Below are 24,320 nucleotides of genomic sequence, written 5' to 3'. Positions count from 1 at the left end.
AGCCTGCGGCTTAGGCTCCCGCTGGCGCGGGAGCAACGCCGCTGACGCGGCGTCAGGCGCGGGGGTGCCGGCTACGCCGTCACCATGCGTGGCGTGGCCTCGGCTGCGCCTCGGCGGGCAGGTGGGTGGTGGCGGGTATTCGCCTGCGGCGAATTCGTGGGCTTGGTGCGCGCCATCGTGGCGGGGCTCGGGCGTCGCTGCGCTCCGCCAATCCTGGGGCATTGCCCCGGGCCTACGGCCCGTCAACCGGTCAGCTTTCCCGCCTTGTCGGGCCAGTGTTTTTCACGGCCCTACGGGCCGGTTGGCTGGCAGCCTTTCCCGGACTGCGCCCGGGGGCGGGCGTTGACGATGTGACGCGAAATTCGGGTAGCGGCCCATCCCCCGATCGGGCGGGGGTGCCGGCCGGGGCCTGCGGCCCCCGGCGTTGACGATGTGTCGCGGACTCCCGGTATCAGCCACAACCCCACCCCCGGGAGCACTCCCCCGGTCCCGGCCGGTGGCCGGTCCAGCCTTGCGATTGCCGGGCTGACGACCCATCCTGCGCCCCTGGGGCGGGGCCTGCGGCCCTCGGGGAGACGCCGGTGGCCCTCCGGGCCGGCCCGAGCCTCCCCAGCCCCGGTGACCGCCCCTCACGAACGACCCGGACAGCGGCCCCTGACGGGCCCTCAACCGACAATCCCGGACCACTTTCCCGGAGGCGTCCGGCGCGTTTCCTGCGACACTTCCCGGAACGCCTTACAGCTCTACCCTAACGGTGCGCCAAAAGGCGCTGGACGTGAACAGTCAACCTCGCGGCAACCGCCCATCCCGACTCTATCCGGCCGCACTCATGGCGGGAAATTCGAATTCCCTCCAGCTCCTTTTCAGGAGGCAGCCCGAAGCCCTCCCGAGGAGCAGCGGCGAAGAATCGAATTCCCGCGCGCCAGAAAGTGGCCTACGGCCGTCCAAGCCGACACGACGGCCACCCTCCCAGACCGCCCAAGAAATCCCGCCCAGCATCAACCGAGCAATTCCCGGAGCAACACCACCGAACCGAACACCGAACCACGACGGGCGGGGCCAGGACTGCGGCGCAGCGGGGCGGGCGCAGGGGGGCAGGCGCGGCACCGGGCAGCCCGGGGACCGGGACGGCGGCCGGGACGGCCTGGCGGCCGACCAGGACGGCGACCACAGAGCAGCAGCGGCAGGGCACGGCACCGGGCGGGACGGCGCGGGCGAGCAGCAGGAACCCGCCGAGGCCGGCCAACCGGACAGCGGGGCAGCGGGGCGCGACACGGCACCGCAACACGCCCACCCACCCCCACTCCCACCCACATAACGCCAGGTCAGACCCGCAACACGGCCCCGTCTCGCACCCCAGCGCAACACCACGTCACACCCGCACCCACCACCCGGCCCGCCCGCCACCGGCCGCCGAGCACCACCAGCAGAAGGCCGGCCCCGACAACGACCGACGTCCTCGCCGTCCCGGCCCCACACGAACAGCGGCCCCGGGACTGCGGCCAGGATTGCCGGCACCTGGCGGTCGGCGCCTCCCGGCAGCGGCCGACGCACGGCCGTCCGGCAGCGGCCCCCGGACGGCACCCGCCCCGCAGCTGTCGCGGATGCTGTCGCACCCAGACCACACAGGGGAAACCGGGTATCCGCCCACGTCACACCACACGACAGCACCCCACCGCGACAGGCAACGCGACACCACCCACGACAGCCCCCGGACGGCCCCCGGACGACCCCTGAACGTCCTCCACAGACCGCCACCGGGGCGGCCTGACAGCCACCCAGCCGCCCAGCCAAGAACACAGCAGCAGGCACCCACCCGGACGGCGGCCAGCACGGCGGCGCAGCGCGGCCCAGGCGGCGGGGCGGGGCCGGACCGCGGCCGCCGAGCAGGGGCGCAGCAGACCCGGAACGACGGCACAGCAAGGCGGGCACGGCCACGGGCGGAGACGGCGCGCCCGGCCCGGACGAAACCGAACACCAACCCCCAGCCACCGCGATTCCAACCCGAATCCACACCACCACCCGCAAGCCAATCCACCAAAACAACCACACGGAATTACCGGAAGAATTCACTCAACCCACAACACCCAACCGACCCCCGACCAACTCCACCCGGCCCCCGCCCCCACCCGGCAACCACACACAGCCACCAAACCCCAGACCGCGCCAACCCCGCCAGAGCCCCCACAGGCACACCCAAAGGTCCAGACAACCTGGCCCGCAGGGCCATTCCACGCCCACCGCACCCAACAGGTCACATTTAGCACTTATCGTCAAAGAGACGAAAAGTGCTGTATGCTGGCGCTGTCCGCATGGAGCTCACCGCTCCTGCGCGCTCGTCGCCATAGGAGGACGCTCATGGGAACTGACGCAACTTCGGACTCGGCCGGAGCCGGGCTTGTCGTACCGCCAGGTACCTCCATGGACCCGAAGCTCGCCCTCGCGCTCAACGTGCACGCCAGCCCCGGCGTGTACGCTCTGCTGCTCGGCTCCGGCATCTCGATGGCCTCCGGTGTGAAGACGGGCTGGGGCATCGTCGCGGATCTGATCGCCCGCGTCGCCACCGCGCACGAGCCGGACACCCCGGAGGCCGGCGCCCAGGCATCCGCCGACCCCGAGGGCTGGTGGGCCAAGAACTTCACCACCCCGCTCGGCTACTCCTCCCTGCTAGAAGAGGTCGCCCCGACCCCCTCCGCCCGGCAGGCCCTCCTCGACCGCTACTTCGTTCCCGAGGACGGCGAGGAAGCCACTGACAAGGCCCCGACCGCCGCACACCGGGCAATCGCCCGCATGGTCAAGCGCGGGAGCTTCCGGGTCATCCTCACCACGAACTTCGACCGGCTCATGGAGCGCGCCCTGGAGGAGGTCGGGATCTCCCCCCAGGTCGTCAGCCGGCCCGAGCAGATCGACGCCATCAAGCCCCTCCCCCACAGCCAGATCACCATCATCAAACTGCACGGCGACTACGCCGACCTCGAGCAGCGCAACACCGTCACCGAGCTCGACTCCTATCCCGAGGCCCAGCAGGAGCTGCTGAAGCGGGTCCTAGACGAGTACGGGCTCATCGTGTGCGGCTGGTCGGCGGACTGGGACAAGGCGCTCGTCCGGGCCGTCGAGGGCACTCGCTCCCGCCGGTACCCGCTGTTCTGGTCCACCTACGGCGCCCTCGGCGCCGAGGCGAAGCGCCTCACGACGCAGCACAGCGCCGTCGTGCTGCAGGGCATGAGCGCGGACGAGCTGTTCACCGACCTGGCGAAGCGGTTGGAGGCGCTGGACCAGCTCTCGGCCCCGCCGATCAGCCGGGACATGGCCGTCGCGCAGCTCAAGAAGGCGCTGCCCGACCCGGTCAAGCGGATCGAGCTGAACGACCTGGTCATGCAGAGCGCGTTCTCGGTTGTCAGCGCGTCCACGCGCGAACGGCACCCGTTGACCGGTCCGGTGTTCGCCGAGAGTGTGCAGCGCTACCGGGCCGACAGCGACACCCTCCTGCATCTGCTGGCCAACGGTGTCTTCCACGACGACGGAACTCACGACGAACTGTGGGTACGGGCCCTCGACCGTCTGGCCCGGATCCGAAACAGCTTCGCCGGCTCGTTCAACGATGCGCTGGAGGGGCTTCGGCACTACCCGTCGCTGCTCGCGACCTGGACCATCGGCCTGGCCGCCGTCCTCACTCGTCGGGAGGAACTGCTGGCCACCATCATGACCCGTCCGGCCTGGACCACCTTCTTCGGTCGGACTGAGCAGCAGCCTCCGGCCATCTACCTCCACCCCTGGCGGGTCATCCCCGGCGACCTCAAGGAGGTCTGCCCTCCCACCCCCGGAAACAGGTGGGCCTACCCCCAGAGCCACCTGCTACGCCAGGAGATTCGCGAGCCTCTCCGCCTCGTCGAACCCGACGACAACGCCTACCAGGCGGCCTGCAACAGGTTCGAGTTCCTCGCCTCGATGATCGCCATCGACGCCGTCTCGGAGGAGTGGCGCCGTGAACCCTGGCCCGGCGAATTCCTCCTCGGAGACAACTGGGGCTACGAACAGGGCCTCGCCGGCGCCATCCAGCAGGAGATCACCCCGGCCTGGCCCCTCCTCCAGGCCGGCGCCTTCGGCGGCGACCCCGAACGCGCTACCGCGGCGTACAACCAGCTCGTGCAGTGGAAGCAACAGCACCACCGAGGCTTCTGATCCGTGGCCGGTCTCCAGAACGAACTGGAGACCGGCCACCGATCAGCCTCGTGCAGTACGCCGCAACCGTCGACGGGCGACCCGACCCCCGGGCCATCGCGCTCAGGCCGGTCGAGACGGCCAGCGCAGCCCGCCCGGGTCACATGCCTGAGTGGGCCGGTCGGCGGGGTCGGTGCGGGTCGGGGTCAGCCAGCGACGGTCTCGGCGTGCCGGTGGAGCGCGTCCAGGAGCGCGGCCTGGTGGTCGGTCAGCTTCCCAGCAGTGCGGGCCGCCGCCTGCTTGCGCAGCCAGGTGCCGGGCCGGAACGCCGGATCGTCGCCGGGGCCGGTGCGGTTGGCGGGGCCGTCGAGGGTGCCGCCGGCGGCGAGGTAGGCGAGCAGGCGGCGGTAGGAGCGGTTCCAGTCCGGACGGCCAGGAAGCACACAGACACGATCTGGGCCCACCCACGCACACTCTTCACCACCGCAGCGTCCCAGCACGCCCAGGCCAGACGCAGCAGAACGCCCGACCACCACCCCACCCGGGACCGACACGCACAACAACACCGAAACGGCCCCGGCGGGCCGACGTACCGGCCCGCCGCCGAACTCGCCTACACCGCCAACCTCGACGGCGCCCGGCTGCGGCTGCGCGCGTTCGTCGAACTCCACCGCCCCGACACCGGCACCGAACTCATCGCCAGGCAGCTCGCGGCCTGCGCCCGCCTGTGGGACCAAGCCGGGCCCCGGCGGCGCCGGGCGGGCCTGGGAGCGCCTGTGGAGGGCCTTCCCGCGGCTGCTGGTCGTCCTGGTCGGCACCACCGCCACCGAGACGCGCACCGCGGTGGCGGACCTGCGCCTGGCCTCCAGGAGCAGCCCGTCCTCGCCGACATGCTCGCCGCCGTCCCGGCCGGCGCCGCCCGCCTCGAAGACCTCCTGCAGCACGGCCCCGCCGCCCCCATCTGGCACCCGCTCGCCAGGACGGACCGGCGGGCACGCGGCTGGGCGGAGCTGTAGCCGGCAGGGTTGCGTTGCGAGCCGCAGCGGTGCCGACCGCTGACGGCCGACCAGGATGTGCGCCGCTCAGGTTCAGTCCTCGTCGTCGATGCCGAGGGCTTGGGCCACCCGGCGCATGGTTCGGGTGCCGGCCGCCTCCCGCGCGCACTCACGGACGGTGGGCACCGCGCCCGGCGGGGCCGCGTCCAGGTGCCTGCGCAGGACGTCTTCGGCGAGGGCCTGGATCTCGGCGTAGCTCTCGTGGTCGGCTTCGAGGAGCTCGGCGCACTCCTGGGCGCCGAGGCCGGGCGGGGGCTGGACGGCGCGCACCGCCAGCCGCTTGGCGACCTGCAGCAGGTCCAGGGCCCCGCCGATGCCGTCCATCGGCAGGTCGGCGATCCGCGCGCCGGTGAGGCCGGCGGCGTCCGCTCCTCCCGCGAGAACGGCCGCGAGTACGACGACGACCTGGCGCTGCTGCCCGGTGTCGGGCCAGGAGCGGATGCAGGCCAGCTCGTCGGCGGCGGACAGGCAGTACTCCCACGTCGTACGCGGCTGCGTCAGCTCTCGGCTCTCGGTCATCCCGGCGCGCTACCGCCCCTGTTGCCGCGCCCGCGTCCGAATCCGACGGGCCGTCAGGTCCCGGGCGGGGCCTGGTCCTCGGCGGCGCGCATCTGGGCGAGGAGGTCCGGGAGGTCGTCCGGGGTGAACGAGGGCTCGCTGTACATGACGCAGGCCGCCACGATCCGGGCGAGGTCGTCGACCGCGCCGCCGATGGCGGTGGCGGACCACGCGCGCAGGCTCTCGCCGAGCAGCGCCGCGTACCGGGCACCCGGGTCGGCGCGCACCGCGACAGGCTACCGAGAGCAGCGCAGCCCCGGCGAACCGAGCCACTGCCCCGCCGCGGCATCGGCCGTGCTGCGATCCAGGATCGCAGCGCTGTGACCTGGGCCGGTGAGTTTCGGCGACCGGAAATTCACCGGGTGTCACAGCGAACTCACCGGCCTGCGACTGCGAACTCACCGGGTAGTCGCAGCCGTCTGCAGCCCGGGTCGCAGTCGCAGACGGCTGCTCGTCGCAGGCCTGCGCCGCTGTCGCAGTGCACCGGCTCTGAGCTGCGATGGAAAGGTTGCGGCAGGCGAAACTCACCGGGCCGATGCCGAACTCACCGGCCCCGGGAACGGAAACTCACCGGCCCCGGGGCCGCCGGCGGCCGGCGCCTGGCCGCCGAGGAGAACCCGCCGGTCACCGAGATGCTCACCGTGGTCCCGGCCGGCGCCGCCCGCATCGAGGACCTGGTCCGGCGCGGACCGTCCGCCCCCATCTGGCACCCGCTCAGCAGCAGCGGACGGGCGTGCGGGTGGACCGAGCTGTGAGACTGAGCCTGACGGCAGGCGGGACAAGGCCTTTCCGGAGTCGATCAACCCGAGCAGGATGAACGGGTGACCTACAGATTTTTCAACGACGACCCGGTCGACGGCAGCGCGGACCTTCCCGACCTGCTCGGGCACAAGCGGTATGCCGACCATGCCGTCGGGCTTCTGCAGGATGTCAGGGATCAGAGTGAGTCCGGGGTTCTCGCCCTAATCGGTCCCTGGGGTTCTGGTAAGTCCTCGGTGCTCAAGATGGTGCTCCACCGGCTTGGGGAGCCGGAGCCGGCATCGTGGTCGGTAGCGGAACTCAACCCGTGGCTCTACTCCGACCTCGACAGCTTGACCGCGGCACTGTTCAGCGAGATCCGCGCCGCGCTGCCCAAGGACGACCGATGGTCGGTGGCCCGGGAGAAGATCAGGGACTTCGGCATCTCGATCAGCCCCCTTGGAAAGGTCGGCGGCCTGTTCGGGCTCGACGTCAGCGAGGTCGTCAAAAGCGTCGCCGACCGGGTCGGCGGAAACACGAGTGCCTCGGCGGCCAAGGAATCGGCTGCCGCAGCACTGCGGGAGGCGGATCGCCCCGTGCTGGTCGTGATGGATGACCTGGACCGTCTGACGCCTGACGAACTGCTGCTGGTCTTCAAACTGGTGCGCCTCGTCGGCAACCTGCCCAACGTCTACTACCTCATCAGCTTCGACGAGCGGACACTCCTCGACGTCCTCAGCCGCAGCGACCTCGTGGGCGGGTCGGAGCACCGGGCAAGCGAGTTCCTGGAAAAGATCGTGCAGGTCCGACTGGACCTGCCAGCCTTCCGTGAACACGACGCCATCAGGCTTGTTGAGGGCTGTCTGAACGCGATGCTCGAAAACCACCAGTTGTCGCTGACCAGGGCGGAGGAGCAGCGGTTCGGTCTGGCGTACGTCCACTATCTGCAGGACCGGCTGCTCACGCCGCGGGCAATCAAGCGTCTCTTCGGGCAGGCGGCAGCGTCGCTCGGGGATCTGGCGGGCGAGGTCGACCTCGTCGACTTCCTGCTCGTCACGTTCCTACGGACAAGCGAGCCCGGGGTCTACCGCCTTCTCCGCCGTCACCGGAACGAACTCACCGGCAGTGGCACAGCCCTCTTCGCGCAGCAGCGCCGGGAACGCGGCGAGCTGGCCGAGCTGTGGCGCACCCGGCTGAAGGACGCCGGCGTCGACCTCGGGCACCTTGATGGCGTTCTCGGCCTGCTGGCCACTCTCTTCCCGAGGCTCGCAAATCAGCTGGGCAGCGGTACCAGCGGTGAACCACCGCAGGCACGCCGGGGAATCGGCAGCGGCGACTACTTCGACCGGTACGTCGTCTTCGGGGTGCCAGACGACGACCTGTCGGAGGCCGTTTTCACGGCCGCTCTCGCACAGGTGGAATCCGCTGCTTCCGGTGTGGAGGCCGATGAGTTGTGGCTCAGGTTCCAGGACGACACGCATCGCATCGCCAGGCGCATCCAGCAGCGACTGCAAGCCGACGGACAGTTGCCGTCCCGGCAACTGCTGATCCGCATGGCCGGGCTGTTCGCATCGCTGACCGCCGCGAGAGAGGTGATTATCAGCCCCGAGTTCACAGTGGCCATCCTCGCGCAGAAGCTGTTCCAGACCCTTGCGGTCGGCGAGCGGGTGGAGGTCCTCGACCTGATGGCCGCCTCCGCGGCCGGTGCCGACCTGGCCGGCGTGGTCCTGTTCAAAGCCATCCAGCCTTCCGCCAACGAACCCGCCTTCGCGCAGGAGAGCGACGAGTGGTTCGCGGCAGCACGCACCGTGGTGCTGACCCGTCTGGAGCAACACCTCACAATGGCCGGCAGACGATCCGCCGATGAGCTCGGAGATCTGGACACTTCTCTCTTGTGGCGGTGGAGCCGCCTCGATCCCGCTGGCGCCCGAAGCTGGGTACGCCTGCGCCTGGACAACGGCACCTGGGACCTGCTGGCACTGCTCACCAAGCTCCTCAGCCCGCCCCGCACGCCCTGGTCCGCGGTCGACGCCTGCGAGTTGGAAGCGCTCGACGGCCTCATCGACCGCACCGAGGTGTACGCCCTCTACGACCGAACCGAGATCTCCGAAGACGACGACTCCGCGCCCGCGCAAGTCCTCCGCGCCCTTGGCCGCACCCGGCCAGCCGACACGCCGCAGAACGGCGATCCCGCCAGCGACACAACCGGCAGAGAGGGCGAACGCTGACAGCAGCGTTCCCCAGCGCCCGTTCGCGAGGACGAGCGCCAAGAGACCGGCCGTCTGGCCCAAGGCGCGCACCGAGTGGTTGCGCACCGGATCGCACCCTCGCACCCGGCCGCGGCCACTGCGCAGTCCGCGGTTGCGCAGGCCCTCGCAGTCGCACCCACCCGCTGCGCAGGCCGTCGCAGTCGCAGCGCCGCCGGTGCAGCGCGGGGCGCCGTGCTGCACCGCCGGAAGCAGGAGCGGATCCAGCGAGCAGCAGACCCTGGGTGCAGCAAGGGTGGCCTTGCTGCACCCGCTGCTGCCCGTGACCGGTCGGGCCCCGGGCCGGTTGCACCCGGCATGACGACCTCTCGGCCGCCGCTGCACTTCCCCGCCCCCGACGACGACATCCCCGACGACGAGGACCAGGCGCAGCGCGCAACCGAGCTGGCGGCGCTGCACCGGGCCGCCGACGCGGGCGAGGCGGCGGCCCGGTGGGTGCGGCAGTTGGCCGGCCGCCAGGGCGAGGAGCAGCCGCGGGATCATCCCGGGCAGCGACGGCCTGCTGACCGAGGAGCTGCGCCACACCCTGGCCGCCGACGTGGTGCTCGGCGCCTCGCACACCACCGGCACCCAGCCCGAGCTCCGGCCCGGCGAGCGGATTCCGCTGATCGCCGTCTGCGCGATCGCCGCAGGCCTCCCGGCCTGCGTGCTCGGCGACCTTGCCCGGGAGCTCGAGGTGCTGGCCGGCGAGATGGAGGCCGCCACCGCCGCCGGCCTTGCCGCCGCCGAGCTGGCGGCGGCCGGATGAGCCGGACCGCCCGGCGCGGGCTCGCCCCGGACGCCGCCGGGCGGGCGCTGTCCCACACCGTCCGCCCGCCCCGCAGCCGGTTGCCGTGGTCGCCCGCCGCCCTGGAGGCCGAGCTGCACACCGCGCTGGCCGCCTACGAGGAGCGGGCCGCCGCATGGCGGGAGGCGTTCGTGGACCTGGACGACGACGTCCTCGCCGAGGCCGCCGTCGAGGCCCGGGCGTTCGGTGCCGACCCGGCGGCCGCCGTCGACGAGCTGGTGCGCAGCCTGTTCGGGCAGTTGGCCGACTGGCAGCAGGCGATCGGCGAACTCGGCCGCGGCCTCACCGCGGCGATCCACGGCCGGCCGCTGCCCGACTGGACTGCCGACGCCGGCCGCACCGAGGACGTCCGCTGGCACCACGCCCGCCAGGCGCTGCTCGAGGCCGTCGCCCGCCACCACCACGGTGCCCTGCCCGCCGGGCCGGGCGACCGGCCGTGGTGATCACCACCGCCCGGCGCGCGCGGGAGAACGGGCCGGGTGACCAGCACCCAGCCGCGCGGCATAGGCTCCCTGATCCCCACCCGCACGCAGGCGACGCCCGGCGAGAAGGCAGCCGCCCAGCTCCTGCACCTGCGGGAGGCGACCGTTCCGGTGCCGGTCCTCGCCGCGGCCGCCGAGCTGATCGCCGCGCATCTGGAGGACCCGGACCCGGCCACCCGCGAAACCGCCGGCGCCGTCCACGCCCGCCTGCTCGCCGCCATCGAGGACGCCGCCCCCGGCCGGTAGCCGCCGAAGCGTCCCAGCCCTGTCCCAGCACTCCCGCTACATGCCCCCACCAGGAAAAACAGGGTGGGACAGTCCTAGGACAGTCCCAGATCCGTCCCAGCAAAACACCCGAAACGGACACCCTGAGACACAGGTAGGACAGACCCAACCCCGAAGCCGGGCGCCGTGCGAGGCGCAGCCCGGCCGGTCCCCGGGAAGCAGGGGGGTGTTCCCCGGGACCGGCCGGTGGGAGGGCGGCAACGCCGGGGCCGGGGTCCCGGCCGGCGATGGGCGGGAGGCTGCGGACGTACGCTGATGGCCGGGCCCTTCACGTCGACGAGCGTGAGGGGCCCGGCCATTTCCGGGGTGTTGCTGATGCTGGGTCAGGGTCCGGCGATCACCCAGGTCACGAAGATTGCGGCCATGCCAGGGTGGAATCTGGACACAACGCTGATGCGGTCGCCGGAGTCGGCGGCCGGGTCGGTGCGGGCGGTGTAGTCGTCGACTTCCGGGTCGTGCCGCCGGACACCGGGATTCCCAGCCGCGGCAACACTGCCAGGCGCTCGACCAACTTCTCGACCGCGTCGAGCTCGCCAACGCGCAGCTGGGCGAGAGCGGCTTCGGCGGCGTCGGACCGGGCGGCTCATGGCCCTGGGCTGTGCGCGCCAGCCGCCTGTGACGGGGCGCAGCGGCGGCTCTCGGCGGCCGGGGCGGCCAGCAGGGGGCGGGCCTGATCGGCCGTCAGCGGGCCGCACAGCGGCGCAGGCGCGCCGGGGTGGGGTTCAGGTGTCGGTGGAGGGGGCCGGGGCGGCGGTGCCGTGGCCGAGGCGGCGCCGACTGGTGGGCGCGAAAGGCGGCGCGGGGGCGGTGGCCGGGGTGTCCGGCAGCGGGTCGGCGATGCGCTCCGCGGGCAGCCGGCGCGGGTGCCCGTCCGGCTCGGGGACGGTGGAGTCCTGCAGGGCGAGGAAGCCGGGACCGAGCCGGCGGCGGGCAGTCATGGACCCCAGTCTGCGCCCGCCCCGACCCGCACCTTCATGTCCCAGGCTGTTTCGGTCCTGGCCCGCACCACCGCCACCTGGGCGAACGGGCTGGGACAGTCCCATGTCCCAGCCCGCTGTCCCACTTCCCTGCCACAGCGGCGGGGTTGACGGGGCGTTCGTCGTTCGACCTGGTGCCTGCTCAGTTCAGGTCGAAGTCGTCGACGTCGATGATCTCGCGCATCTCGCCCTCGTTCTGGGCGCGGGCGAGGGCGGCGGCCTGGTCGCCGGTGAGGTTGAGCGCCCCTGTGTGCGGCGGAACCACCGCACACAGGGACGAACCACTCAGCGCAGGGCGCTGTACACGGCCGCGGCCGCCTGGACAACGGTGGCCAGCGCACTGATCACCGGGACGTACACCAGCAGCCAGCGGCAGACGCCCAACCCGCGGGCGGAGACGGGACGATCGAACGGACCCTCGACAGAACGGCGCACGACAACTCCTCCAGGAACACGACCTCGCGGCCCAGTTGGGTGCAGAGAGGGTTACTGAGCGCTGCCGAGGATCCGTTTGCCTTCCCAGGTAAAAACTGCGCACCGCCAGGCCCCAAGCGCCCGGCACCGAGGGTGACGACCCGTCACGAATTCGAGGGGGGTGGCGTCGTGGGTGACGCCCAATATCCAGAGCCCTCACCAGAACCCGGTCGAGACGCTTCCGAACGGCCGTAGGCCAGGTGCGGGTGGCTTCGCGCGTGCGCGCGAAGCCCCACCCGGCCGAATCGGCTCCGCCACTCGAACACCAAGGCTCTGAATCGCCTACTGCAGACCGATCTTCGACTCGGACAGAGTCGACGAGTCGGGAGGTGGACTGAGGCCGCCAGAGGGGCCGTCAAAGGCCTTCTCGGACCGCCATACAGGCTTCATCGATGAAGCCACCGGGTGCGGTGCCCCGGGGCTGACGAAGTACTCGCCGTCCCCGCCCGACCCGAGGCGGCGCTCGGCCCAGGTCGAAGTCGCCGACGCAACACCGCATAGCCGCCCCGCCGTTGATGCACTCCGCAAAGACATCGCCGACGATCTCGCGCACCTCGCCCTCGCCTCCGGGCGGCGGGCCAGGGCGGCACCCGCACGGTGCGCAGCGGGGCCGCAGGCAGCCGTCCAGGGCCTCCTGTCGTGTGCCCCGCGGCCGGGGCCCGCGGGGCACACGGTTCCGGCAGCGCGGCGCGCCAGGATTCCGGTTCGAGGCCGGCAGACCGCAGCGCCTCGTTCCTGGACGCGCGCAGTTCCTGGGGCGTCCTGGCGGATTCTTTGCGGTCGCGCAGAGCAGTGTCCTTGGCGAGCCCGTACGCCCGTGCCGCATCCTCGGCATGTCCTGGCCCTTTCCAGACCCCGACTCCAGACGCTTCCCCGACGGCTGGAGGCCAGGTGGCAGGTGGCTTCGCGTGTGCGCGCGAGGCACCGCTCGAACGGGAGCGAAGGTGCCGTTGCCCGACCGGGCCGGCATCGCCGCGGCGGTCGAGGCCTCCTCGTAAGCCGAAGTCGGGTGTCGCACACATGGACGTCAGGAGTCCTTGGCCGGGCGAGGATGTCGGCAAACGTGCCGGACTGTCGCCGGTTTGCTACCCATTCGACTGCAGGCAGAGATCGGCGAATTGGGCGCTTTACAGGGATTATGGCGATATCTCTTGACCATCGCGGGAACGACGGATTTACCCCGAGCGTCGGCGGATCGTCGAGACAATTTGGCGGTCGTGGATGGTTTGACTGCAATGGTTCGGTTCACCCGATTTGATGGGTGCCGTGCAATTGATCGTTGCACCTTCATCGTTATTTGCTGGCACCGGGGTGCGAAGCCGTGGAAGGATGATGACGGGACCGGGGGGAAGCAGACCTGCGCCCAGTCGTTGCTTTGCAGGCAAATTTTGGCTGGAGGATTTCATGCTCAAGCGTCAGCTTTCTCGCATGGTGGTCGTGGGTGGCGTGGCCCTGGCGGCGGTGTGCGGCAGCCTTGCCACCGCGGAGGCGTCCACGTCCGCTCCCTACATCGGATACGGATACTCCACCAGCGGCTCCGGCGTGTGGTGCGTCCAGCACGAGTTGAACCATGCAATCGGCGCGGGGCTGTCGGAAGACGGCCAGTTCGGGCCCGCGACCTACAATGCGCTGGTCTCTTTTCAGGCGCGGCGCGGTCTGCAGGCCGACGGAGTCGTCGGCCCGCAGACCGGAAGTGCACTCATCGGTGCGGGCGATCCCTACTACGGCGGCTACTGCTACTCGTACATTCGCACCAGCAGCTGATCCCGGTTCGGCCGGCTGATCTCACGGATCCATTGGGCGGCAGCGACCGATGATTCGATCCGGGGGAAACTAAGCGCTCGGCCGGGGAATTCCCGGCCGAGCGTTCTGTATATTCGCCGCCGCGTCACGCGAGCGGGACCTACAGGTCCTCGGATCGAACTCACCGAGCCGTTCCTGTAGCCCTGCGAACCCGGTCCCCCTGCAGGTCGCACCGGGAATGAGCCGAACATGGACGAGGAGACGGCCGCGGGCCAGATCTGGCATCGTGCACGCGAGGCCCCCGATCAGGCCGGCGCCGCCACTCGAACACCTGCAACCAGCTTTCGTCACCACCACCAAGACCGGCTCCCGCCCGGCCCAGGGCCTTACACCCCACGGCTCGTTAACCAGCCCGGGTTACCTACTGCGACAACCCCAACGGACAGGAGCCGCCCCGTGACCAAGCCCCGCCTCACCCTCGAAGAACACCTCGAACTCGGATCCGTCCTCACCGGCATCCGCAACGAACTCCTCCACCGAGGCATCGACCTCGCAAACGCCTATCCCCGCAGCGGCCCCGAAGGTGCCGCGTACCGCGCACTCAAGCAGGCCATGGACCGCATCGAAGCAGCCCGCAACACCCTCGACAACCTCGTCCACAGCGAATACCCCGAGGACGCCCAGCCTGCGATCTACTACGCCGGCGAGCATGCAGCCACAATCGCCATTCCACACTCCCGCAAGAGTCGCTGACACAACTGTGCCCCGCCGTGCTGCTCACGGCGGGGCACCCGCACTTTGCGGTGATCGGTGGCCGGACGGGCCTTGTTGCCCAAGGCCGAACTTCCCAATCGAGCCGGCGGCCGCCGTCGACGACCTGGTACGGCCTGCTTGGGCAACTGGTTGCCTGTCAGCGGTCGCTCGGCGAACTCAACCCCCCGCTCACCACGGCGATCCACGGCGGGGCTTCTGACACCCCATGCGGTTGGGGCGCCAGAACCTCTAAACAGCGACGAGGTTGGGGCGCCCGGTGGAGCGGGGCGGCTGCTTCCGGTAGAGCGGGGCCGCGATGTCCGGGAGCCGACCCTCGCGGACGTCGAGTGCCGCTTCGCGGAGCGCGCTCTCCATCTGAGGTTGGGAGCTGTACTTGGCAATGAAGGGATGCAGGCGGTAGTTGTGGCCGCGGCCGTCGCCGCTGCGGATGACGAGGTGCCGGTCGACGAGGCACTTCATGCCCCGGCTGACGGCGGATTCGGCGAGGCCGAGTCGTTCGGCCATCTCGACCTGGCTGTGTCGGACTTCTCCGCCGGGCTGCTGCAGTTCGGACATGATGCCGAGTACGGCGATCGCGGAGGGTGTCAGCTTCAGGCGGGGGATCATGCCGAGCACGCCGGAGGGGGTGATCTCCATGGGGGTCCTCCTCAGCTTTCGCGGGCGAAGTCGTCGGGCCCGATCGTATCGGGGAACTCGGAGGCGAGCTTCTCTGCCCGGACCAGGGCGAGGACGCCGTTCTGCTCGTCGCCGTTGCCGCGGAAGCACAGGCGGGGATTGACGTCGTACTGGCCACGCTTCTTGTGCCGGCGGATGTAGTTGAGTTCGCAGAGCCTGCCGATGGCGGAGTTGACGCTGCTGCGGGCGACGCCGAGTTCGTTCGCCATCTCGACCTGGGTCTGGTTGATCTGGCCGCGGTTCTGCGAGCCCATCATGTGGAGCAGGACGGCGACTTCGACCGGGCTGAGGCGGTGCGCGACGATGCACCTGGCCAGGACCTTGGCGAGGAACCAGTTGCTGGTCAGGGAGTAGCCCATGGAGCCGGCCATGTCGTGGGCGGCGCGGCGGGGGCGGAATTTGACGGTGACTTCGTCGACGGCGGGGGCGGCGGGCTGCGTGGCAAGGTCCATCGCGAGCTGTTCGCCGAAGCGGTCGAGCAGGCTGACGAGCTCGGGCTCGGCTGCGGATCGGACGGGCCGAGGCTTGGGTGTTGCGCCGGCGGGACCGGTCCGTCGTTCTGCTCGCACGGTGCCTCCTGGGACGGATTGTCGGCATGACACTAGCGGAACTTGCGGGCGGCTCGAAGTTTTGATGCGGCGAGTCGCAACTCTTGTTCACGGGACGCGACACCGGGCCCTGGCGGGTGTGGGCGGGGCCAGCCGGGTCGGTGGCTTTCTTGCGTGTGGCCGCAAGTTTTGCCGTCGATCGTTTCTGGCGTACAGCCAGGCTTTCCGGTGGCCTCGAAGTTGGCGTCGACCGCAAGAAGACTTGCCGATAGTCGCAAGTTTCTGTAGCGAACCGCAGACATTTGAACCGCAAGTGTCCTGGATCCGGGACACTCCGCCTCCGAGCGCGCCGGACGCGGCACATGCCCACCCTGTGGAAAACTTTCAGCTGCCCGCAACTCTGATGCGCTGCTGTCCCCACCCGCGGGGCACTTCGAGCACCTCAGTGTCTGGTAGGACCAGACATTGGCCTCTACAAACCAGCAGGTCAGAACCCATTTATCGCCTGCGGCCTCTTACTAAAGAGGCAAGGTTGCCGCGGACCCCGACTACTGCGGGTGTCACGCCAGCCACGGAGCAGCGCAGATTCATCGACCAACGGTCACCAGCCGCAGGAACCACACTGCTTCATGGACTCTGCTTCACACCGGAGTTGATCGGCAGCAACCACAGCCGGGTCACCCCCGCTGACCCGCACTTAGCTCGAACCCCGCCATCAGTCTGCAGGTGGCGACCCGGGTACCACCCTGCTCTGGGTTGTGAGCTCAGCTCGTCCCGAACCGGTACACCCTCATGGTCAGGACCACCGGGGCGGCATGGAACGATCCGCAGTTCGGCTGCGTCAGCTCCGGCGGAGGGGCCACCCCGGAATCCTGTTGGTCCCATGGAGAGACCGATGCTCCTCCGCTTAGAAGCTGGAGCGGGCCGGGATCGGAAGGGTAGCTGCTGCCCCTGCTAGGCATCAGGTGAGAGCGGGAGTTCGCGGGCCAGGACGTCATCCCGAGCACGTGGACCTGCTTGCCAGTCGAGGCGTGCGGCGAGACCCCTACCGGCAGACCGTGCTCAGGCGCCCGTCGTATCCGGCGCATGCATGTAGCGGCCGATGGTGGCCACTGCCGGGCGCGGTTGCAGCCCCTGACCGGGTCGGCAGCATTCCGTCAGGGCCGGCGTCGGCAGGAAGACCGGTCGGCATCGGGAGCACCAAGGGCTGGTTTTCCGGACTCTAGTGCTGTGACCGGAAACGTTCACCGGTTGTGAGCTGGGCGGTGGGGTCGGTCGAAATCCGAACGCTGACCAACCAGGAGGGTGGGCAGCCACAACGGATTGCGTGTCGGGCAGGACCGCTGGTGGGGCAGCTCAGTCGAAGCTGTCCTCCCAGGCCGGTAGCCATTCGGTGGAGACTTCCTCTGCCAGAGCACCCCGCAGCCACTCGACGCAGGTCAACTCGTAGTCGATCCACTCGCCGTGGATGCGTACCCACGCGGAGACCGTCCATCTTCCGTCCGGCCGGGGCACGAGAAACAGCTGGTCGGAGTACGGAGTGTGTCCCCAGTGCAGCATCCCTCCCTTGCTGGGCAGGATCGGGTGGGGAATGGACGGGCTGGCCTCCAAGGTCTTTCGCATGCTCTCCGGATGGCCGTCGCGGAAGGTCCTGGGACCGAAGATTACGAGGTAGCCCGCGATCGAGTCGTCTCCGTAGGCGAGGGTGAGATCCTTGAAGTCCTGGGGCAGCTGCAGCCCCCACTTCTGCTCCAGGTCCTCGTAGGTGTCCTCCTCGTCCAGCGGAGCCGCCTCACCCAGAAATACCGCGATCGGTGACAAGTCGGTCATCGACAACTCCTTCCCTCGGCTGCTGCACGTGCCGAAGCGTAGAGGTGCGCTGTGACGATCACTGCTCCGGTGGGCTGCTGGTGCCGGAGTCGGAGGGGGTCTTCTGCTTTTGCGGGATGCGGTCTCCAGTGCCCGCTGTTCAGCGTCCAGCCGGCGATCGGGAGCGTTCGTCAGGCCGGTGGGTGGTCAGGCTGCTCGCGTGAGGGGGCGTCCGCCGTAGCGGATTCCCTTTTCGCTGCGGACCCGGGCGCGTTCTCGGCGTTGGGCCTGGAGGAGGTCGGGGTCGCGGGTGTGGGTGTTGCGCCAGCGCAGGTAGGCGTGCAGTGCGCGGGTCTGGACGGTGTGGTTGGGGTGGTGGGAGTTGGCGATGGTGAACTGCCGCAGTGGTCCGAAGTTCGCTTCGATGGGGTTGGCCCAAGACGTGTAGGTCGGAGTGAAGCACAGTTCGACCCGGTTGCGGTGGGCCCATTGGCGGATGTGCCAGTTCTTGTGGGCGGACAGGTTGTCCAGGATCACGTAGACGCCCGCCGTCCGGGCGGGCCTTGCGGATGGAGCGCAGCGCGGCCCAGGTGTGGTCGATGCCCTTGCGGCGGTGGTTGACGCTCCAGAGGGTGTCGTCGCCGACCGAGTAGCAGCCGTGGAAGTAGGTGATCCCGTGGGTGCGTCGGTAGGTCGCCGGCAGGCGGTTCGGTCGGCCTTTCGGCATCCAGCCGGATCCGGCGGTTGGGCGGATGCCGAGCGGTCCGAACTCGTCGAAGGCGAATACCCGGTCCGGGAAGTGTTCGAGGACGTGCTCGACGCGGTCGAGCTTGGCGTCGAAGTCGGGGTCGTTGGAGTCCTTCCGGGTCTTGGTGCGTTGGAAGGTAATCCCGCGGTGGGCCAGCAGGGTGCGCAGGGCCTCGCGGCCGAGCCGTATGACCCGGCCGTGGACGCGGCGGAGGTACCAGTTTGCGGATCGACCAGCGGGTGAAGGGCTGGCCGAGCGCGGTCGGACGGGTGGTGGCCGTCTGCGCGACGAAGTCCTCGTCGTCAGTACCGAGATGGCGGGGACGACCTCCCGCCCATCGAGGGTCCAGGCTGGCCATGCCCGTCTCGTTGAAGCGGTGGACGACGTCGCGGACGGTGTCCTCGTCCGCCTGGACCAGCCGCGCGATCATCGGGACCGTGTTCCCGCCGGCCGACGCCAGCACGATCATCGCCCTCCGGAAGCGCACCGCGCTGGTCGTCCCACGACGCACGATGCGTTGCAGCCTGCGGCCCTCGTCCTCGGACAGCCCGCGGACCCTGACCAGTTCTGCCACCGAACCTCCGAACACCGGTTGGATGTTCGAACCATTCAACCGGCGCCAGACACTCCGAAGCCAACCCACCGAACCGGTGAACGTTTCCGATCACAGCACTAGGTCTTGACTCGCATGATCACTGGTGCAGACTCCATGCCATGTCTGACTCCCTCCTGCTCGCCTTGGTGGCCGTCGCCGGCCCACTGGCCGGCGTCGCACTCAACTCGTTCACCAGCTCCCGAACCGAGCGCCTGAAGATCGAGGCCACCCAGCAGGAAGCCGCGCGACAGCAGGACACCGCCGACCGCGCCAGGGCCAGCGAGCGCCGCGTGGAACACCTGCGCTGGCGACGAGACCGACGCCAGGCCGCCTACTCAGCGTTCCTGCACTCCCTTGGCGAGATAACCCAGCTCTGCAAGGACGGCATGGTCCTCTACGCCAACGGCATCCCGGACCGCGACCGCGCAGAGGACGTGCGGACCGCCATCACCGCGGCGCTCAAGGACAGCAACAGCAGACTCGCGACCGTCCGGTTGGAGGGACCCCGCCCGCTGGCCGAAGCCGCGGTCATGTTCCACGTGAGCGTCTCGTTCCACGGGCAGTGGACTCGAGACCGCCTCACTGACGGTCAGACAGCCCGCAGCCACATGAGCGAGCACGTCGAGTTTCTGGGCCAGGCGACAGTCCCGGAGGCGAAGTTCTTGGAGGAAGCGGAGAAGGCGCTCGCGGAGCTCATGGACGTGAACTGACCGGGGCGAGCCCGCGTACCTGCGCCCGGCGCGGCCGTGATGCCGATCAGAGGGCTTCTAGACGTCCTCGCGGTCCGTTTCATCCAGCTTGAACGCTTTACGGACGAGAACTCTGAGACCCTCGCCGGTTTCGCTCAGCACAGGGTTAATCACACGGGCGAATATTTGGCTGCCCGCGTACGTAAAAGCCAGGGTCCACACCGACACTCCACCCGTCGCAAAACCGATTGCCGGCGACACGAGGAAGACATGATGAGCACCAGATCCGCAGACCTTCCGAAGTGACTCCCATCCACTGGGCGGAGAGCCGAACGTCGGGACCATCACCTCGTCCTTGTAGAGGATCAGGTCTTCCAGTTGTTTCGATGAGCCATCGGCAACGGATAGGAATTCTTCCAGCGCCACCCTCGCGTCGCCCCCGTAATACACGGGAGCGGAAATTTTCCCTTTGCGCATCAGATGCGCCTGCCCGCCCGCCTCCACTGGGCTGATAGACGATGAAGATGAATTTATCGCATCCAGCTCGTCCGGCGTCATTCCCGGATGGATGGCTGCAACCCACAGGGCGGTTTGCGGTGCAGCATATTCGCCTCCCGACTCAATCTCGTATGTCATGGTCGCGAACTGACCAATCACTTCGCAGTGCCCGCCCATGGGTGATCTCCGATCACGCGGAACCTAGTCGGGTGCTCTTCCAGACTGCCCGCAGGTAGCCGCATCGGCGAATCGCCCGGCCGTTGCGCCGCCCTCGGCAGGACTCCCTAGACGGGCACCTCCATGGAACCGGAGAAGGGGGCGCAGACCCCACAGGCATAGATCCAGCCGGCCCGCCGAGAGTGCTTCCGGCGGGCCGGACCGACTACTCCTCGGTGTCGCTGGCCTCCGCCGGCTTCCGGGCCAGGCAGGACGGGCAGGTCGAGCAAGGCGGGCACGTCGGCCAGCCGTCGGTGGGCGACACGACTCCGCCGTGCAGGTAGAAGTTCTCGGTCAGGACATCGTGATCGCAGGTCCCGCAGTGCATGGGGTTTCTCCTCGCTGGCCCGGCCGCATGCCGGCGCCTCACCCCTTCGGCTTGAACTACGGCCTCTTACATCATGGCGAGCGCGTGATCTGCGTCACCCTGCCGCCCGGCTCCGGCGCTCGACCGCCTGCCATGGCCCCGCGTACACCCCCTTGCGGCACCGTCTCCGGGCCGCTCTGCACCGCATAGGCGCCGCAACCAACTACCAACAAACGCCGCAGTAGGCCGCCAGTCGCACCACCCGGAGGCCGCCATCCGGCCCCAAACCGGGCCGGATTTCACGGCGCGCCGGACCATCGATATCGCACCGGCAGGCCCGGAGCACCAGAACAGCGCCGCCGAGCGCACAGAAGGCGCACTATCGGCGCGCAAGGAAATCCAATCGTCCGCCCTCTGCTCCCGAATCCCATCGCGCTGCATTCGTAGGCTGACCTCATCCTTTGGCTGGTCAGCAACCGCAGGAGTCGCCCACTCCTAGCGAACCCCACACACCAGGCCACTCAGTAGTGGTACATATGAACGGCCATCGGCGCGACTCCCAATCGCACCGGCATTTTCCGCGCCATCCTTCGAGTGGTCTGGAGAACAAATGAAGCGCATAGCTCCGATTCTTTGTGTTCTGGCCATGGCGGCTTCGTCCGCCCTGGGACTGTCGACGACCGCGAGTGCAACAACGACGCAGTCGATGCTCGACGCGAGCACCATCACGATCAGCGGTGCCGACAACGGCGACCCCTTCACCACCCGGCCGGTAGCCGTTCCGGCCGGCGGCGGCCTCGGGGTATACGGAAAGAACACCTCGTCCAATATCGTGGCGTTCACCCGACTCAACTTTCGGATAATCCGCGATGACAACAAAGATGTCACCGATCAATTCGTCACCGACTACCTCAACGAGGGCAACGTAATCAATCAGCGTGTCACCGTCTCGGCCGCCCACCGCTACCACGTCCGGGTGACGTGCCAATTTGTCATCGCGGAACCCTGGACGACCTGCAACGGAACCTTCACCGTCAGCGCGTGGGGTTAGATTCACGGACACTGAGCCCACGAACCACGCACTGATGCCGCGTCCTTGATGCGGCCGCGGTGGCCCGTCTGCCCGATGCTGGGGGTAGACGGGCCACTGAGGAGGCGCGGGAGCGGAATCCCTACCTTCTTCCGCCACGGGCCGGCACGACCGAGACTTCGAAAGCTGGCTGGTCGCCCGTCAGCTGGACGAAGTGCCGTGACGGCTAGTATTTGGTCCACGACTGCTGGTTCTGGGCCGGGTCACTCCACTTGTTCCTGGAGGACCCACCGTGGACCCGTTCGAGTTCCCCTCCGACTTCGCCGCGCTGCCCGACGACGAGCTCGGCGCGCTCCTGGATGCGGCCGTCGCCGCTTTCGATGCCTGCTCCGCCAGCACCAGCATCAGCCAGGACGACCTGGTCGAGATGCGCGCCATCGCGGCGGGCGTCGCCGACATCCGCGCCGAGCAGACCCGCCGCCAGGAAAGACGGGCCCTTTCCCCCGCACCTGTCAGGGACACGGACCGTCAGGACCCGGATCACCACCTACTGGCTCAACCTTGGCTCTTCCTGGCAGACACTCCCTTCCGCGTCACCTGATCACGTGGCTCCCGTTCTCACCGCCGATCATGGAGCTGCACTGCTGTCCATATCCCTCACAAGCGGACCAATGCGGCTCTCAAATCCACCGCCCAAGTGGCTCCCGATCGCGGTTCTGGTTCAACTTCTGTGGCCCCGGTCGCGGTGAGTGACCGGCTTCGCCGCTGTATCGAGCATGTCAGCTACCAGATCTGTACACCGCCGCCGATCTGCGACGCTCGCTGGGCGGCGTCGCGGATGTTGTTCAGACGATCCGCGATCTCGCCGGTGCGCTGGTCGATGGGCTTGGGTGAGTCCATGCGAGCGGCGATGGACTCGATGTTGTTCTGGAGAAGGAGGACTTCGTCGATGAACTCCGGAACGTTTTCCGGGGCAACGCGGAGGTCGCTACCAGCCAGTTGAGGGAAGAACCGCGCCCCGAGCGCACGGACGGTCTCCGATCCCCAGACCGTAGTACGCCAGCTCTCGAAGCCGGCAAGATCCGACGACCCTTCGGGGACGTCGAGGAAGCGGGACTCGCCGCTCTCGTCTGCGGTGAACACATCGACCAACAAGCTCATGCGCGAAGTCGACCATGTCCTTGCCCAGGCGGTCCACGTGTTTCCGCTTCGGCCACATGAGACCGGCGTAGGCATGGTCATGAGGCGAGCAGAACCCGCTTCCTCAGGAGCGCGAAGCCGGCGCGTCCGTACATCTGCCGCTTGAGCATCTTGATCCGGTTGACGGTTCCTTCAACGGGGCCGGAGTTCCAGTGGGTTGTCAGTCCGGCGTGGACGGCGTCGTAGTCGCTGTTCAGACCGATGGCGAAGGTGCTGATGCCGGGCAAGCCCGAGGTCATGGCGTCGGTGATCCACTCGGCGAGGCGTTCGCCTTCGAGGCGGGTGAGCATCTCGGCGAAGGAGGTGACCAGGCCGGAGGCGGTGTCGAGTTCGGGGCAGTGGGCGAGGAGCGTCTTGCGCTGGACCTCCTCGTCGGGGGTGAGCCCGGCGGGGTGGCGGGTCAGCCAGCCGGTGGCCTGCCGTATCGAGGGCGGCGGAGGGGGCGGCGGTGCGCTGTCCGGCGCGGTGAGGGCCTGGCACTTCCATTGGGCGAGGAGTGTGCGGCCGCCCCGGTATCCCCGGGCGGTGATCTCCTCGAACAGCTCGCGGCCGGTGATCTTGCCGCCGGTCTCCTCCCAGCGCCCGGCTAGGTAGGGCTTGAACGGGTCGAGCTTGCTCGACCGGGGGCTGCGGTCCTTCATCATGTCCTGCCAGCGCGCGGCGTGTGCGTACCGGCGGACGGTGTTGCGGCCCCAGCCGAGGTGGCGGGCGACCTCGCGCATGCTCATCCCGCGGTCCAGCAGGTCGTGGACCAGGGCGTGGTGGACACTGCGACGGTCCGCCATCCGCCCGGTGGGACCGGTCGGCTCCTCCGTCTCATCCTTGTCGTCGGAGCCGGGCCGGTCGGGGAGCGGGGTCTCCCACCGCGGTTCGGGTTCCGGCTCGACCACCGGGAGGCTGTGCAGGCAGGAGCGGTGGTCGAGGACGGTGCGTTCGACGGCCCGGGTGAGGTTGTGCTAGCGGTCGGCGACCTGCTTGGCCTGGGGCGCCGCGGTGTCGGCGGCCTCCGCGTAGGCGCTGGCCCGGTCGCGGCAAATCACACTGACCGGGGGCGGCTGGCGAGCCACGGGCCGAGCGTGGCCGCGTCCCTTTCCGGGAGCAGGTCCAGGACCCGATGGGTGCAGGCGTCGATGATCACCGTGCCGTAGACGTGGCCCTTGCGCAGCGCGAAGTCGTCCACCCCGACCGCGGTCGGGGCGCCGACAGGCCGGTCCGGCAGCTCCATCACCCGCCGCAACAGCGTGCTGCGGCTCCCGCGCAGGCCCAGCAGCCCGGTCATCCGCTCCCCGGCCCGGCCCGCCAGAGCGAGCCCGATCGCGGCCAGCGAAGACCGCAGCCGCTCGGTGCTCTGCCCGTGACGGCGCGTCAGGCCCTCGATCTGCTCGACGAACGTCCGCCGCGGGTACGACCGGTCCGGGCAGGCGAACCGGCGCACCCGAAGCACGAGCACCACCCGCCGTCCCGCGCTCGGCAGGTCGGCCGGGAACCGCAGGTAGGAGCCGTGCACACGGCTCGACCGGGCCCCGCAGCCCGGGCAGTCCGCACCGTCGACGGTCGACCGCGCCTCCACCCGCACCACGGAGCCGGCCGCCTCCACCCGGACAACCGCCACCTCCGACACCGACGGAAACAGCAACTCCCTGAACAGGGACCACGATTGCGTCACGACCCTCGACTGTCAGCCACCCGGAAGCCAGGCCGACG

General features: G+C 69.4%; 26 protein-coding genes and 1 pseudogene. 12 read left to right on the top strand and 15 right to left on the bottom strand.

What is annotated here, in order from left to right:
* Positions 1-2,421: 2,421 nt before the first annotated feature.
* Positions 2,422-4,182, top strand: coding sequence for an SIR2 family protein (locus ACFV1L_RS21400; protein WP_380367983.1), 1,761 nt, complete (start codon positions 2,422-2,424; stop codon positions 4,180-4,182).
* A 185-nt stretch (positions 4,183-4,367) separates the two neighbouring features.
* Here ACFV1L_RS21400 and ACFV1L_RS21395 read toward each other — a convergent pair whose 3' ends face one another.
* The gene (locus tag ACFV1L_RS21395; RefSeq protein ID WP_380367982.1) at positions 4,368-4,604 is read right to left on the bottom strand and encodes a helicase associated domain-containing protein; all 237 of its coding nucleotides are present in this window, start codon (positions 4,602-4,604) and stop codon (positions 4,368-4,370) included.
* 447 nt (positions 4,605-5,051) lie between these two features.
* On the opposite strand from ACFV1L_RS21395, the gene ACFV1L_RS21390 reads away from it, so the two are divergent.
* Positions 5,052-5,177 (top strand): hypothetical protein, encoded by a 126-nt coding sequence (locus ACFV1L_RS21390; protein WP_380367980.1) that lies wholly within the window; start codon positions 5,052-5,054, stop codon positions 5,175-5,177.
* 72 nt (positions 5,178-5,249) lie between these two features.
* Here the strand turns inward: ACFV1L_RS21390 and ACFV1L_RS21385 are convergent, their stop codons facing one another.
* Both ACFV1L_RS21385 and ACFV1L_RS21380 read right to left on the bottom strand, forming a co-directional pair.
* On the bottom strand, positions 5,250-5,735 hold the full coding sequence (locus ACFV1L_RS21385) for a hypothetical protein (protein WP_380367978.1): 486 nt from the start codon (positions 5,733-5,735) through the stop codon (positions 5,250-5,252).
* A gap of 53 nt (positions 5,736-5,788) precedes the next feature.
* A complete protein-coding gene (locus tag ACFV1L_RS21380) occupies positions 5,789-6,001 on the bottom strand; it encodes a hypothetical protein (RefSeq protein WP_380367976.1) in 213 nt (70 codons plus the stop codon).
* Between the two features lie 405 nt (positions 6,002-6,406).
* On the opposite strand from ACFV1L_RS21380, the gene ACFV1L_RS21375 reads away from it, so the two are divergent.
* From ACFV1L_RS21375 to ACFV1L_RS21355, 5 genes are all read left to right on the top strand, one after another.
* Positions 6,407-6,529, top strand: coding sequence for a hypothetical protein (locus ACFV1L_RS21375; RefSeq protein ID WP_380367975.1), 123 nt, complete (start codon positions 6,407-6,409; stop codon positions 6,527-6,529).
* Between the two features lie 66 nt (positions 6,530-6,595).
* On the top strand, positions 6,596-8,740 hold the full coding sequence (locus ACFV1L_RS21370) for a P-loop NTPase fold protein (RefSeq protein ID WP_380367974.1): 2,145 nt from the start codon (positions 6,596-6,598) through the stop codon (positions 8,738-8,740).
* 577 nt (positions 8,741-9,317) lie between these two features.
* A complete protein-coding gene (locus tag ACFV1L_RS21365) occupies positions 9,318-9,527 on the top strand; it encodes a hypothetical protein (RefSeq protein ID WP_380367973.1) in 210 nt (69 codons plus the stop codon).
* Positions 9,524-10,009: a hypothetical protein gene (locus ACFV1L_RS21360; protein ID WP_380367972.1), complete on the top strand. Its 486-nt coding sequence runs from the start codon at positions 9,524-9,526 to the stop codon at positions 10,007-10,009. The genes ACFV1L_RS21365 and ACFV1L_RS21360 overlap by 4 nt, the downstream gene beginning before the upstream one ends.
* Before the next feature lie 36 nt (positions 10,010-10,045).
* The gene (locus ACFV1L_RS21355) at positions 10,046-10,294 is read left to right on the top strand and encodes a hypothetical protein (RefSeq protein WP_380367970.1); all 249 of its coding nucleotides are present in this window, start codon (positions 10,046-10,048) and stop codon (positions 10,292-10,294) included.
* A 761-nt stretch (positions 10,295-11,055) separates the two neighbouring features.
* On the opposite strand, the gene ACFV1L_RS21350 is transcribed toward ACFV1L_RS21355, so the two are convergent.
* From ACFV1L_RS21350 to ACFV1L_RS21340, 3 genes are all read right to left on the bottom strand, one after another.
* On the bottom strand, positions 11,056-11,271 hold the full coding sequence (locus ACFV1L_RS21350; RefSeq protein WP_380367969.1) for a hypothetical protein: 216 nt from the start codon (positions 11,269-11,271) through the stop codon (positions 11,056-11,058).
* Positions 11,272-11,452: 181 nt separating this feature from the next.
* Positions 11,453-11,575 (bottom strand): hypothetical protein, encoded by a 123-nt coding sequence (locus ACFV1L_RS21345; RefSeq protein WP_380367968.1) that lies wholly within the window; start codon positions 11,573-11,575, stop codon positions 11,453-11,455.
* Positions 11,576-11,595: 20 nt separating this feature from the next.
* Complete coding sequence (locus tag ACFV1L_RS21340) at positions 11,596-11,745, bottom strand: hypothetical protein (protein ID WP_380367967.1); 150 nt, start codon at positions 11,743-11,745, stop codon at positions 11,596-11,598.
* A gap of 1,443 nt (positions 11,746-13,188) precedes the next feature.
* On the opposite strand from ACFV1L_RS21340, the gene ACFV1L_RS21335 reads away from it, so the two are divergent.
* A complete protein-coding gene (locus ACFV1L_RS21335; protein ID WP_380367965.1) occupies positions 13,189-13,548 on the top strand; it encodes a peptidoglycan-binding protein in 360 nt (119 codons plus the stop codon).
* 435 nt (positions 13,549-13,983) lie between these two features.
* The gene (locus ACFV1L_RS21330; RefSeq protein ID WP_380367964.1) at positions 13,984-14,280 is read left to right on the top strand and encodes a hypothetical protein; all 297 of its coding nucleotides are present in this window, start codon (positions 13,984-13,986) and stop codon (positions 14,278-14,280) included.
* 249 nt (positions 14,281-14,529) lie between these two features.
* On the opposite strand, the gene ACFV1L_RS21325 is transcribed toward ACFV1L_RS21330, so the two are convergent.
* The 4 genes and pseudogenes from ACFV1L_RS21325 to ACFV1L_RS21310 form a co-directional block, all read right to left on the bottom strand.
* Positions 14,530-14,937: a hypothetical protein gene (locus ACFV1L_RS21325; RefSeq protein ID WP_380367962.1), complete on the bottom strand. Its 408-nt coding sequence runs from the start codon at positions 14,935-14,937 to the stop codon at positions 14,530-14,532.
* 11 nt (positions 14,938-14,948) lie between these two features.
* Positions 14,949-15,428: a MarR family transcriptional regulator gene (locus tag ACFV1L_RS21320; protein WP_380367960.1), complete on the bottom strand. Its 480-nt coding sequence runs from the start codon at positions 15,426-15,428 to the stop codon at positions 14,949-14,951.
* 1,452 nt (positions 15,429-16,880) lie between these two features.
* Positions 16,881-17,354, bottom strand: coding sequence for a hypothetical protein (locus ACFV1L_RS21315; protein WP_380367959.1), 474 nt, complete (start codon positions 17,352-17,354; stop codon positions 16,881-16,883).
* Between the two features lie 186 nt (positions 17,355-17,540).
* Positions 17,541-18,655, bottom strand: a pseudogene (locus ACFV1L_RS21310) (IS630 family transposase).
* 140 nt (positions 18,656-18,795) lie between these two features.
* Between ACFV1L_RS21310 and ACFV1L_RS21305 the strand changes: the two are divergent.
* Positions 18,796-19,386, top strand: coding sequence for a hypothetical protein (locus tag ACFV1L_RS21305; RefSeq protein WP_380367957.1), 591 nt, complete (start codon positions 18,796-18,798; stop codon positions 19,384-19,386).
* A 57-nt stretch (positions 19,387-19,443) separates the two neighbouring features.
* Here the strand turns inward: ACFV1L_RS21305 and ACFV1L_RS21300 are convergent, their stop codons facing one another.
* On the bottom strand, positions 19,444-20,040 hold the full coding sequence (locus tag ACFV1L_RS21300) for a hypothetical protein (protein ID WP_380367955.1): 597 nt from the start codon (positions 20,038-20,040) through the stop codon (positions 19,444-19,446).
* 205 nt (positions 20,041-20,245) lie between these two features.
* Entirely contained in the window at positions 20,246-20,407 is a 162-nt protein-coding gene (locus tag ACFV1L_RS21295; RefSeq protein WP_380367954.1) for a hypothetical protein, read from the bottom strand.
* A gap of 589 nt (positions 20,408-20,996) precedes the next feature.
* On the opposite strand from ACFV1L_RS21295, the gene ACFV1L_RS21290 reads away from it, so the two are divergent.
* Entirely contained in the window at positions 20,997-21,437 is a 441-nt protein-coding gene (locus ACFV1L_RS21290; protein ID WP_380367952.1) for a hypothetical protein, read from the top strand.
* Between the two features lie 271 nt (positions 21,438-21,708).
* Positions 21,709-22,017, top strand: a complete 309-nt coding sequence (locus ACFV1L_RS21285; protein WP_380367951.1) for a hypothetical protein — start codon at positions 21,709-21,711, stop codon at positions 22,015-22,017.
* Between the two features lie 182 nt (positions 22,018-22,199).
* Here ACFV1L_RS21285 and ACFV1L_RS21280 read toward each other — a convergent pair whose 3' ends face one another.
* The 3 genes from ACFV1L_RS21280 to ACFV1L_RS21270 form a co-directional block, all read right to left on the bottom strand.
* Positions 22,200-22,577, bottom strand: a complete 378-nt coding sequence (locus ACFV1L_RS21280; protein ID WP_380367950.1) for a hypothetical protein — start codon at positions 22,575-22,577, stop codon at positions 22,200-22,202.
* Positions 22,578-22,654: 77 nt separating this feature from the next.
* Positions 22,655-23,401 (bottom strand): transposase, encoded by a 747-nt coding sequence (locus ACFV1L_RS21275; RefSeq protein WP_380367948.1) that lies wholly within the window; start codon positions 23,399-23,401, stop codon positions 22,655-22,657.
* A gap of 251 nt (positions 23,402-23,652) precedes the next feature.
* Positions 23,653-24,228 (bottom strand): transposase family protein, encoded by a 576-nt coding sequence (locus tag ACFV1L_RS21270; protein ID WP_380367947.1) that lies wholly within the window; start codon positions 24,226-24,228, stop codon positions 23,653-23,655.
* Positions 24,229-24,320: the final 92 nt, after the last annotated feature.

Origin of the sequence: Kitasatospora sp. NPDC059646 (assembly GCF_042734615.1) — a bacterium.
GTDB lineage: Bacteria > Actinomycetota > Actinomycetes > Streptomycetales > Streptomycetaceae > Kitasatospora.
The sequence above is the reverse complement of the archived record's forward strand: the minus strand, read 5'-3'. Positions and strand labels throughout refer to the sequence as shown.